9 protein-coding genes are annotated in these 11,410 nt (G+C 58.5%); 6 read left to right on the forward strand and 3 right to left on the reverse strand.

All coding sequences use genetic code 11. From position 1 onward, the window contains the following. Window positions 1-110 precede the first annotated feature (110 nt). Complete coding sequence (locus tag AC1DVH_RS19930) at window positions 111-1,460, reverse strand: spinster family MFS transporter (RefSeq protein WP_477755251.1); 1,350 nt, start codon at window positions 1,458-1,460, stop codon at window positions 111-113. Window positions 1,461-1,728: 268 nt separating this feature from the next. Here AC1DVH_RS19930 and AC1DVH_RS19935 point away from each other — a divergent pair, with 268 nt between their 5' ends. Both AC1DVH_RS19935 and AC1DVH_RS19940 read left to right on the forward strand, forming a co-directional pair. After that, window positions 1,729-2,094: a YkgJ family cysteine cluster protein gene (locus AC1DVH_RS19935; RefSeq protein ID WP_150727609.1), complete on the forward strand. Its 366-nt coding sequence runs from the start codon at window positions 1,729-1,731 to the stop codon at window positions 2,092-2,094. Between the two features lie 232 nt (window positions 2,095-2,326). Next, window positions 2,327-4,459, forward strand: a complete 2,133-nt coding sequence (locus AC1DVH_RS19940; RefSeq protein WP_477755252.1) for a putative bifunctional diguanylate cyclase/phosphodiesterase — start codon at window positions 2,327-2,329, stop codon at window positions 4,457-4,459. Here the strand turns inward: AC1DVH_RS19940 and AC1DVH_RS19945 are convergent. Continuing rightward, window positions 4,416-5,312 (reverse strand): NAD(P)-dependent oxidoreductase, encoded by an 897-nt coding sequence (locus AC1DVH_RS19945; RefSeq protein ID WP_477755253.1) that lies wholly within the window; start codon window positions 5,310-5,312, stop codon window positions 4,416-4,418. The genes AC1DVH_RS19940 and AC1DVH_RS19945 overlap by 44 nt on opposite strands. Before the next feature lie 196 nt (window positions 5,313-5,508). On the opposite strand from AC1DVH_RS19945, the gene AC1DVH_RS19950 reads away from it, so the two are divergent. Beyond that, window positions 5,509-7,704, forward strand: coding sequence for a hypothetical protein (locus AC1DVH_RS19950; protein ID WP_477755254.1), 2,196 nt, complete (start codon window positions 5,509-5,511; stop codon window positions 7,702-7,704). Between the two features lie 310 nt (window positions 7,705-8,014). Here AC1DVH_RS19950 and AC1DVH_RS19955 read toward each other — a convergent pair whose 3' ends face one another. Next, window positions 8,015-8,320, reverse strand: coding sequence for a DUF2288 domain-containing protein (locus AC1DVH_RS19955; RefSeq protein WP_477755255.1), 306 nt, complete (start codon window positions 8,318-8,320; stop codon window positions 8,015-8,017). A 352-nt stretch (window positions 8,321-8,672) separates the two neighbouring features. Here AC1DVH_RS19955 and AC1DVH_RS19960 point away from each other — a divergent pair, with 352 nt between their 5' ends. The 3 genes from AC1DVH_RS19960 to AC1DVH_RS19970 all read left to right on the forward strand — a co-directional run. Next, window positions 8,673-9,800: a branched-chain amino acid ABC transporter substrate-binding protein gene (locus AC1DVH_RS19960; protein ID WP_477755256.1), complete on the forward strand. Its 1,128-nt coding sequence runs from the start codon at window positions 8,673-8,675 to the stop codon at window positions 9,798-9,800. A 227-nt stretch (window positions 9,801-10,027) separates the two neighbouring features. Then, the gene (gene livH / locus AC1DVH_RS19965) at window positions 10,028-10,951 is read left to right on the forward strand and encodes a high-affinity branched-chain amino acid ABC transporter permease LivH (protein WP_046043982.1); all 924 of its coding nucleotides are present in this window, start codon (window positions 10,028-10,030) and stop codon (window positions 10,949-10,951) included. Beyond that, a partial coding sequence (locus AC1DVH_RS19970; RefSeq protein ID WP_477755257.1) for a DUF3382 domain-containing protein occupies window positions 10,948-11,410 on the forward strand: 463 nt, incomplete at its 3' end. The genes livH and AC1DVH_RS19970, both read left to right, overlap by 4 nt.

The raw sequence follows: 11,410 nt of genomic DNA on the forward strand, positions 1-11,410 counted from the left end.
TCATCGCGGGCAAGTCGGATCGCCGCACCGCCGCTCCCACAGTGTCCGTGTCGTACACGGAATCTGTGAAACCACAGAACCTGTGGGAGCGAGCTTGCTCGCGATAGCGGTCAAGCAGTCACCGCAGAACCTTCAGGCTCAACTACCGCCACCAACCCTTCCTTCATCCGCTTGGCATCGCGCACGAAACACCGCGAAGCCAGGAACAGAAACACCACGGTGAACAACAGCGCCACCGGAATCAGGTACATCGCGTCATGCAGGCCGACCGCTTTAAACGCCTCAGTCATCTGTTCCGCACCTGCCTCGAGCATCGCCGTGTGGGCAAAGTGATCCGACAAGGCCCCGACCACCACCGGCCCCAAACCGCCGCCCAACAGATACAGCCCGGCAAAGAACAGCGCCATCGCCGTCGCCCGCAACCTCGGCTCGACCACATCCTGTATCGCCGTGTACACGCAGGTGTAGAAGTTGTAGGCGAACAACCAACCCAGGCTAAATACCGCAACAAACACACCGATCTCGATGCGCCCGGAATGCAGCGCCCACGCGGTGCAGACCGTCGAAATCATCAGGCTGAAGGCCGCAAACAACAGCCGCCCGTTGGCAATCCGCTGGTGAATCTTGTCCGCGATCCAGCCACCGAGGGTCAGGCCGACCAACCCGGTCACACCGACAATAACTCCGGTGGCGACCGCGGCATCCTGCAACGGCATGAGAAAGTACCGTTGCAGCATCGGCACCAGAAACGAGTTGCAGGCATAGGTGGCGAAGTTGAAACACAGGCCGGCCATCACCAGCCACAGAAAGGTTGGCACAGCCAATACCCGACGGATCGGCTGATCGATCTTTTCCTGCGACACCTGAACGCTCTCGGCGGCGCCGCGTTTCGGTTCCTTGATGAAAAACATGAAGATCGCGAGGATCAGCCCGGGCACCGCCGCAATAAAGAACGGCGCGCGCCAGCTATCGAAGGCCTTGACCATCGCGCCGATGGTGAAGAACGCCAGCAACAGCCCCAACGGCAGCCCCAGCATGAAGATGCCCATGGCGCGGGCCCGGCGGTGCGCCGGGAACAAGTCGCCGATCAGCGAATTGGCGGCTGGCGCGTAGCTGGCCTCGCCGATGCCGATGCCCATGCGCACGATCAGGAAACTCCAGAAACTGCCCACCATACCGTTGACGGCGGTCAACCCGCTCCACACCGCCAGCCCCCAGCCCATCAGCTTGCTGCGCGAACCGGTATCGGCCATGCGCCCCAGCGGCAAGCCGGCAATGGCGTAGACGATGGTGAATGCCGTCCCGATGATCCCCAACTGGAAATCACTGAGGTGCCATTCCATGCGAATGGGCTCGATGATGATGGCCGGGATGGTGCGGTCGAAAAAATTGAACAGGTTGGCCAGGAACAACAGGAACAGGATGCGCCAGGCATTGGCCGCTTGGGTCGAGTTCTGCATGGGTCCGTCTCTTTTATTGTTTTTGGGGCGTCACTGCCCCCGGACTTTGCAATCTAGACAGGCGGGCCACAACTGTCTTTGATTATTCGCCAGGCTGATACCCCCCCATGGGACGCAACCTGTAGGAGCTTTCGCAGGGCGAGTATTTCGCAGTCCGTCCGGTCGTTGAAAAATACCTTTCACCCCCCCTTCCCAAGCCGTTGGCGAAGCCTAGAATAGCGGCCTTGATTCCCCCCTGTGTCTCCACCCCTCCTTACGATAATCGCCCATGTCCGAAGCCAGTCCGTGTCTGAATTGCGGTGCCTGCTGTTCTCATTTTCGCGTGTCATTTTTCTGGGGTGAATGCGCCTCGTCCGGGGGGACGGTACCCGATGAGCTTGTCGAGCAGATCAGCCCCAGTCGGGTCGCGATGCTCGGCACCGGCTGCAAACCCGTGCGCTGCACCAGCCTGGTGGGAGACGTGGGCAGTACAGTGCAGTGCTCGATTTACGAAAAACGCTCCAGCACCTGCCGGGAATTCGACGCTTCGTGGGTCGATGGCGTGGCCAATCCCGATTGCGACGCGGCCCGTGCCGCTTTCGGCTTGCCGGCCCTGCAACCCGCATTCGAGACGCCTCAGAAGCAAATCGCCTGAGCATTAGCACCAATCGCTATTAGGCTAATTCCAAAATCATTGAAAGCAATGTGCCACTACCGCTTGCGCCCCATCCACGCCCTCTATACTCCAGGACATTCGCTGGCGCTCCTTGCGCCGGCCTGAGGGATAACGATGGGGGCATGCTATGGAGTGGCTTGGTTTGCATTTCATTACCGAGCTACCAGAGAGTGGGCAGGTCATACTTAATTGCACACATGACCCTTTTCTGGTGCTGCTGGCTTATCTGGTCGCCTGTGTCGGCAGCTTCGCGACACTGGACATGGCCGAACGTGTTGCTCACGCTGAAAAATCCGCGTCCCAAACGCTCTGGCGCTGGGTGGGCAGCGGATGCCTGGCCGGCAGTATCTGGGCCATGCACTTCGTCGGGATGCTGGCATTCCAGGCGCCTATCGATCTTCACTACCAACTGCCTGTCACGGTGTTCTCGCTAACCATCGCGCTGCTCGCCGCGTGGCTGGCCATGCATACCCTCAGCCTTCCCGAGCTGAGTTTGCGACAGTGCCTCATGTCATCGATCGGGATCGGCCTGGGTATCGCGACCATGCATTACGTGGGCATGACGGCCATGCACTCCAATGCCTCGGTCTATTACCATCCGGGCCTGTTCGCCCTGTCCATCGTGATTGCGATCGGTGCCGCGCTGGCAGCCTTGTTACTGGCATGGTATCTGCGCGACGGCGCCGGCATGCTGCATCAGCTCATCAAATACTGCGCCAGCCTGTTGCTCGGGGCTGGCATCCTCAGTATGCACCTCACGGCCATGGCCGCCTTCAACCTGGTGCTGCCCGAAGGCAGCCTGCCAGCGCAAACCGGCGAAAACAGCCAACTGCAACTGGCACTGACCGTGGCGGTCATGACCCTGCTGATCATCGGCAGCAGCATCAGCGCGGCGCTGGCGGACAAGAAGCTGCAACGCAAGGACCACGACCTGCAACGGGTCAACTCCCTGCTCAGCCAGCTGGACCAGGCGCGCATGTCGCTGCAACAGGTGGCGCACTACGACGCGCTGACCAACCTGATCAACCGCCGCGGATTCAACCAGGTCTTCGCCGAAAAACTCATCGAGAAATCCAGTAAAGGCGGGATGCTGGCGGTCATGTTCCTGGACATCGACCATTTCAAGCGGATCAACGACAGCCTTGGCCACGATGCCGGTGACGAACTGCTCAAAGTGCTTGCCGGGCACATCAAGAGTTCGATTCGCAGTCATGAGGATGTGGTCGCGCGCTTCGGCGGCGACGAGTTCTGCCTGCTCATCGACCTGCATGATCGTGAAGAGGCGCGGCAGATGGCCCAACGCATCATGTTGAAAATGAAGGAGCCCATCGAACTGGCCGGCAGGCGCATGGTCATGACCACCAGCATCGGCATCAGCCTGTTTCCGGAGGACGGCAAGACTTGTGAGGAACTGCTGAAAAACGCCGACCTGGCGCTGTATCAGTCCAAGGGCGGCGGCCGCAACGGCCTGAGCTTTTTCAGCGCCAACCTGAAAACCCGCGCCACACTGGAACTGCAACTGGAAGAAGAACTGCGCCATGCCTTGCGTGAAGACACTGGCCTGATGCTCTATTACCAGCCGATCTATGACCTCAAGACCGGTCAGGTCAGCAAGCTCGAAGCCTTGATTCGCTGGCAACACCCGGTCCATGGTTTCCTCGTGCCGGATCGTTTTATCGCCATCGCCGAGGCCAACGGCCTGATCGCCGAACTGGACAACTGGGTGCTGCGCAGGGCCTGCGAGGATCTGGGCGAGCTGTCGCGCCAGGGTTGTGTAGACCTCAAGATCGCCGTGAATTGCTCGCCCCTGAGCCTGGCGCGCGTAGAACTGGCCGATGAAATCGAGTACGCATTGCGAGCCGCCGGTGTGGAGCCCCACCGGCTGGAACTGGAAGTCACGGAAAACGCCTTGATGGGCAATATCGCCAACACACTGATGTTGCTGCGACAGATTCGTGCCCTCGGCGTGTCGCTGTCGATCGATGACTTCGGCACCGGCTATTCATCCTTGGCCTACCTCAAGCGCTTGCCGCTCAACACAATGAAAATCGACCGCTCGTTCATCCAGGACATCCCCAAGGCCACACAGGACATGGAGATTGTCCAGGCGATCATTGTCATGGCCCATACCCTGCACCTGCAAGTGGTCACCGAAGGGGTCGAAACCTTCGAGCAATATCAGTTCCTGGAAAACCATGGCTGTGACTTCGCTCAGGGCTATTTGCTCAGTCGGCCGGTGCCACTGGCCGAGCTGCATCCGGTACTGAACGAAATCAACCAGCGCAAGCACACCTGTACCGTCACAACGTTGAGCCTGGCTCACGGTACATCTGCACTAATGTAGACGGATCCTTTTCAAGGAAGCCCTGACTGCCATGCAGGCGCATCAACTGCGCGGCCAGACCGCTGATCGGTGTCGCCGAGCCTTGCTCACGGGAAAACTTCACCGCGGTATCCAGATCCTTGAGCAACGTTCGCACGTGCCACTTGACCGGCTCGAAACGGTTTTCCGCCATCTGTGGGGCCAGGATCTGCAAGGGTTTCGAATCGGCATAGCCGCCGGACAGCGCTTCGGCGATCAGGCTTGCATCAACCCCGGAACGTTCCGCCAACGCGACCACTTCGGCAATCACCAAGGCATTGCAGGCGACGATCATCTGGTTGCACGCCTTGGTCACCTGCCCTGCCCCGATGCCGCCCATGTGCGTCACACGCTGCCCCAGGTTCAGCAGAACGGGACGAACCCGATCCAGATCCTGTGACTCGCCACCCACCATGATCGCCAGGCTCCCGGCTTCAGCGCCGACCACACCGCCGGACACCGGCGTGTCGAGCCAGCCCATGCCGGTTTTACCGGCGAGTTCTGCGGCCATTTCCCGCGTGGCGTTGGGCTCCAGGCTGGAAAGGTCCACCAGTAACTGGCCTTTTCCTGCTCCCTCCGCAATGCCTGCCGGACCAAACACGACCTCGCGTACGACCGACGTATCCGCCAGGCACAACATCACCACGTCCGCGTGCTGGCACAGCTCTGCCGGGCTGGCGACCTGGCGTGCGCCGGCCTCCACCAGCGGCTTGCACTTCTCCGGATTGCGATTCCATACCGCCAGCGGATAACCCGCGGCCAGCAGGCGCCGGCACATCGGCAGCCCCATCAGGCCGATCCCGGCAAACCCTAGCGAAGGTAGCGTTGACATCATTTTGCCTCTTCTTGATTAAAGATCACCAAATATTGGCCGATTCATCATGACTCAGGAAAGGATTCACTCCGAGCAATGCTCAGGCTAAAGACCAAGGCATGGTCCAGGTACGCGCTGAAAAAAGACGCGATTGTATTCCGTGACGGTTCGACGACAGCGAGTCGGCCAACCAATCAGCCCAGGTAGATGGCGAACCATGACTTCTAAAAACAACCCGGCCACTGCAGTAACCGATCTGACGTTGAGCCCCGCGGCCAACAGCCCGTCATCACCGAAGCCATTGATTCAATCGCGCCCGTTGGCAACCCAGCAATACCTGTACTTCACCGAAACCAACACCGACCGCATCCTCGATAACCTCGACGGCCTGCGCGACATGGTGTTCCCGCGCGCACCGCATCTGGAAGGCGACAGCGAACAGCACAACGATCAGGAATTCCCGTCGGTGTGCCTGATCGGCCTGGGCCGCTGCGGCTCGAACATTGCGCTGGACGTGGCGGAGCTGGTGTACAACGCCCGCAAGTTCTACCTCAACGAATTCAACAACGAAGATCGCCTGTCGCCGGACAAGCGTTTTGCCGAAAAGGGCTACAGCCCGGCCCAGTGGATCCGCAACAACCTGCGCCTGGGCCAGAACAAAAACACCAAGCCGGTGTTTCTGGTCGAGCCACTGGTGATGCTCGGAGACCTGGACAAGGACATCGCCGGACGCATCCGTTTCTCGCGCAAGGGCGAAAAAAGCGGTTTCCTGCGCGACTACAGCAAGATGAAAATCATGGACTTGTCGGAAGTCCACGCCGGTGGCGCCGGTAACGCGCCGATCCTCGGCCAGTACCTGGCCAAGATCATCCTGAACAAGGACACCCAGCGTTTCTCCAGCCCTGACTGGAAAATGATTCACTCGTACCTGATCGACAGCTGCGGCATCAAGGCCAACCAGTCGCGCCTGTATTTCTCGATCTTCAGTGCCGGCGGCGGTACCGGCTCGGGCATGGCCTCGGAATTCGGCCTGGCCCAGCAGCACTCGTACATGAACAAGACGTTCGACACCAAACCGATGGACGAGCACGACAGCAAGAGCGGCCACGCCTTCGTCTTCGAACCGATCTTCACCAGTGGCATCTGTGTACTGCCGAACATTTCCGATCACCGCAGTGAAATGTCCGAGGCCCTGCACATCAATGCCGGCCGCCTGCTGTGCAAGTACCTGTCGGAAGAGTGGGACTTCTCCTACAACTTCGCCAACGAAGACAGCAGCGAAGCCAGCGTCATGGGCCGCATCCGCCCATGGAACGCGATGATGCTGATCTCCAACGACATCATGCGTTACGCCGAAGAGAACGATGACGGCAATATCCAGAACATTGATGTCAATGCCATGGAAAAGCATGCCAACCAATACATCTCACAGCAGATCTTCAACATTCTGACGGCCCAGGCGGTGACCACCGACTACGACCAGAACTATTTCCGTCGCGCCGGCATCGACATCGGCGAAACCATCCGCCTGGACGCCAACGATCTGTTCATGAGCCTGGCCGGCCCGGTGGCGATTGCCTACGCAGAGTCCGTAGTGCCGGAAACCCCGCCGCCGAGCAGCGACAAATTCAAGGTGTTCGAGAAAGAGCCGCAGCGTCTGAACATCGATGACCTGTTCTTCCGTTCGATCGACCTGCCGCACTTCAACAAGGTCACCCAGGCCATCGAAGGCATCAGCCTGTTACCGATCGAGTCCAAACGCTATCGCGCGTCGCTGGAGCAGTACAAGAACTCGGGTTACGACGCGGCGGCCCTGCACGACCTGCACTTCTTCAAGAATTGCTCGTCGGTGGTGTCGATCGTTTCCTTGCCGAAGGACTACAAGCTGTCCTATATGGATTTGAACCGGTTGAAGACTCACCTCAACAGCCTGTTCCCCAACACCACGCTCAAGCGCTACGCGCTGGTGATCGGTGCCTCGGCCAACCTGTCGCTGACCACCCTGATCGCCAAGAGCCCGTGCCTGTCGGACGACTTCCTGACACTGATCGTGGCCTTCATCAAGCGCTGCTTTGCGAAGTCTGCCTACCGTTTCGACGAAACCCTGGACAACTCGATCCTGGACTTCATCGTCCAGGAGGAATTCGACGAAGGCCGCATCGACGACTTGCTCAACGAATTCGAGAACCCGGCGAAGATCCTCGATACCAACTGGTACGCGATCAAACCGATGTATGAGAAGAAGTACCGTGAGCTGATCAACGACAAGGAAAAATTCGTCTCGATCAACGACATCCGCCTGTCGCGCGACTGTGTGAAGAAAGCGATCAAGTACCTGCGCGAGATCTACCGTCACCGCATTGGCAAGACCAAGGTCATTTCGTTGAACAACCATACGGGCAAGACGGCTTAATAAGACGCAAAACCGCGTCGCCGCCATCGTCGGAACGCCGCCCGGACCAAGCTCGCTCCCACAGGGATCGCACTCTTTCAGAGAGAACGCGGTCAACTGTGGGAGCGAGCTTGCTCGCGATGGCGGCCTTAATTTCACTGCACATCAACATCCGGAAACAATTGAGCAGCCGTTCAGTTGCCCTCTCAACTGTTCCCGTTACGTTTACGTCACCGTGAAGCTGTGGCCTTTCTCCACGGCAACATGCCATCACGCTACCCGGCTACACACTTTTCCCCCTGAAATGAACGCACTAAACAGGTGCAATCTTTCAAGCCTGCGCCCTTTCCTGGACCAGAATCCACGGCGAAACAACCACGGCCCACAACTGTGGATCACGTTCAAAAAGATCCAGCGCCCGCGTTTCAGAGAGCTTGGCGAGTTTGTCAGCAGCCAGCCAGGCGGCCACTTTCTCCCCTTCATCCTGGGCCACGGCCTCGGCGGCGGCGATCAAATCCAGGCCGGAATCGACCCACAATAGGGCACCCTTGGCGAAGAACGGCTCCAGCTCTTTCCAGGTAATAGATGCGGTTTCACCAAGCAGCTTGGCATAGAGGGTGCTAGGTTCTTGATTCATGGGACTGTCCGGAAAAGAAATCGACGCGAATGATAACGTCGCTGGTCTGGCAGAAAAACCCGGATGCAATTGAGTGACCGAAATGAAAAGCGCAGTAAAGCCAGGGAATGCACTGAATCCGGCTATAAGCCCTTCAACACCCCCGCCGCAATTCTGTCTTTTTCTTTCAATAAAGCGACACCCGCAGGTTTTGCCCCCCGGCGCCGCCTTCCCAGGCTGACAATCGGCGCTCTACACTGTACCGGTACAGTTGCCGGGGGGCATTTCCGGGGGGATGTCGTGGATATCTGACCCGGTTCTGCTGCCATCGGCGCCAGGACTATAAAAACTACAACAGTAAGAGTGGAGCACTATGACTAAGGCTACTAAGCAGATTTCCAAACTGTTTGCCGCTATGGTTCTGGCCGGGGTTGCCAGCCATTCGTTCGCAGCTGACACCATCAAGATCGGCATCGCAGGCCCTAAAACCGGCCCGGTCACTCAATACGGCGACATGCAGTTCATCGGTGCCAAGATGGCCATCGAGCAGATCAACGCCAAGGGCGGCGTCGACGGAAAGATGCTCGAAGCCAAGGAATACGACGACGCGTGCGACCCTAAACAAGCCGTGGCCGTCGCCAACAAAGTGGTCAACGATGGTGTGAAATTCGTTGTCGGTCACCTCTGCTCCAGCTCCACTCAACCGGCTTCGGACATCTACGAAGACGAAGGCGTGATCATGATCACACCGGCTGCCACCAGCCCGGACATCACCGCACGTGGTTACAAAATGGTGTTCCGCACCATCGGCCTGGATAGCGCCCAGGGCCCTGCTGCCGGTAACTACATCGCCAACCACGTAAAACCGAAAATCGTTGCTGTGCTGCACGACAAACAGCAATACGGTGAAGGCATCGCCACTTCCGTGAAGAAAACCCTCGAAGGCAAAGGCGTCAAGGTTGCCGTGTTCGAAGGCCTCAACGCCGGTGACAAGGACTTCTCCTCGATCATCCAGAAGCTCAAGCAAGCCAACGTCGACTTCGTCTACTACGGCGGCTACCACCCGGAACTGGGCCTGATCCTGCGTCAATCCAAGGAAAAGGGCCTGAACGCCAAGTTCATGGGGCCTGAAGGTGTGGGCAACGACTCCATCTCGCAAATCGCCCAGGACGCTTCCGAAGGCCTGTTGGTGACCCTGCCGAAGTCTTTCGACCAGGACCCGTCCAACAAGGCGCTGGTTGAGGCGTTCGCCGCCAAGAAACAGGACCCGACCGGCCCGTTCGTGTTCCCGGCCTACTCGGCTGTCGAAGTGATCGCCGAAGGCATCAAGGCAGCGAAGAGCGAAGACACCGCCAAGGTGGCTGAAGCCATTCACAAAGGCACCTTCAAGACTCCGACCGGCGACCTGTCGTTCGACGAAAAGGGCGACCTGAAGGACTTCAAGTTCGTGGTTTATCAGTGGCATTTCGGTAAACCAAAGACTGAAGTTTCGCCTCAGTAAACTGGCTCCATAAGTAATAGAGCCCACTGCGCAAGCCGTGGGCTTTGTTTTACGAGGTTAATAGGTCAGAGTCCCGCGATCCGGGAGCTGACTTACCTGAAAATCTTAAAACCGTCACCAGCGGTTCGCTGGCAAACGCTCGTGCGAAGGTGGCTACAGACCACACAGCCCGGGCCGGAACATGACTCCACCAGTGAAATGCGTATCAGGTTTTTAGGAGCGTTGTAATGCCTGAGATCTATCACTTCTTCCAACAGCTGGTTAATGGTCTGACCATTGGCAGCACATATGCCCTGATTGCCATTGGCTACACAATGGTTTACGGCATTATTGGAATGATCAACTTCGCCCATGGCGAGGTCTACATGATCGGCTCCTACGTGGCCTTCATCGTCCTTGCCGGACTGGCCATGCTGGGTATCCATTCTCTGCCACTGTTGATGACCGCCGCATTCCTGGCGACCATCGTTGTAACCAGTGCCTACGGCTACAGCATCGAACGGATCGCCTACCGCCCCCTGCGGGGCAGTAACCGCCTGATCCCGCTGATCTCGGCCATCGGCATGTCGATCTTCCTGCAAAACTCCGTACTGCTCTCGCAGGACTCCAAGGACAAATCGATCCCCAACCTGATTCCGGGCAGCTTCAGTTTCGGTCCGGGCGGAGCACAGGAAGTGCTGATTTCCTACATGCAGATCCTGGTGTTCGTGGTGACCCTGGTGGTGATGCTCTGCCTCACCCAGTTCATCTCGCGTTCACGCTTGGGACGTGCCTGCCGGGCCTGTGCCGAAGACATCAAGATGGCCAACCTGCTGGGCATCAACACCAACAACATCATCGCCCTGACCTTCGTTATCGGTGCCGCCCTGGCGGCCGTGGCGGCTGTATTGCTCAGCATGCAGTATGGCGTGATCAACCCGAACGCCGGATTCCTGGTGGGCCTCAAGGCCTTTACCGCGGCGGTACTGGGTGGCATCGGCAGCATTCCGGGCGCCATGCTCGGTGGTCTGGTGCTGGGGGTGGCCGAAGCATTCGGCGCCGATATATTCGGTGACCAGTACAAGGACGTAGTGGCTTTCGGCCTTCTGGTTCTGGTGTTGTTATTCCGGCCAACCGGCCTGTTGGGGCGTCCGGAGATTGAGAAAGTATGACTAGGAATCTTAAACAAGCGCTGTTCAGCGCCCTGCTGGTCTGGGCCGTGGCCTATCCAGTACTCGGCCTGAAACTGTCCATCGCCGGCATCAACCTCGAAGTACTGGGTGCCAGTACCTCCACGCTGTTCATCATCACCGCCAGCTCGGTGCTGATGTTCCTGCGGGTGCTGTTCGACAAGCAGTGGAGCACCATGATGAAGTCAGCGCCGAAAGGCTCGCTGGTTTCGCCGAAGGTCAGCCACTTCATGACCCTGCCCAGCACCCAACGCTGGATCATCATGGGGTTGATCGTGGTCGCTCTGGTGTGRCCGTTCTTCGGCTCGCGCGGTGCGGTGGATATCGCCACGCTGATTCTGATCTATGTACTGCTCGGTCTGGGCCTGAACATCGTGGTCGGTCTGGCGGGGTTGCTCGACCTGGGCTACGTCGGTTTCTACGCGGTGGGCGCCTACAGCT

Source organism: Pseudomonas sp. P4_C3 (assembly GCF_056402075.1).

What these genes read in the sequence shown, in the direction of transcription:
- AC1DVH_RS19930 (WP_477755251.1), bottom strand. Translation starts at nt 1,460, where the DNA reads ATGCAGAACTCGACCCAAGCGGCCAATGCCTGGCGCATCCTGTTCCTG.
- AC1DVH_RS19935 (WP_150727609.1), top strand. Translation starts at nt 1,729, where the DNA reads ATGTCCGAAGCCAGTCCGTGTCTGAATTGCGGTGCCTGCTGTTCTCAT.
- AC1DVH_RS19945 (WP_477755253.1), bottom strand. Translation starts at nt 5,312, where the DNA reads ATGATGTCAACGCTACCTTCGCTAGGGTTTGCCGGGATCGGCCTGATG.
- AC1DVH_RS19950 (WP_477755254.1), top strand. Translation starts at nt 5,509, where the DNA reads ATGACTTCTAAAAACAACCCGGCCACTGCAGTAACCGATCTGACGTTG.
- AC1DVH_RS19955 (WP_477755255.1), bottom strand. Translation starts at nt 8,320, where the DNA reads ATGAATCAAGAACCTAGCACCCTCTATGCCAAGCTGCTTGGTGAAACC.
- AC1DVH_RS19960 (WP_477755256.1), top strand. Translation starts at nt 8,673, where the DNA reads ATGACTAAGGCTACTAAGCAGATTTCCAAACTGTTTGCCGCTATGGTT.
- livH (WP_046043982.1), top strand. Translation starts at nt 10,028, where the DNA reads ATGCCTGAGATCTATCACTTCTTCCAACAGCTGGTTAATGGTCTGACC.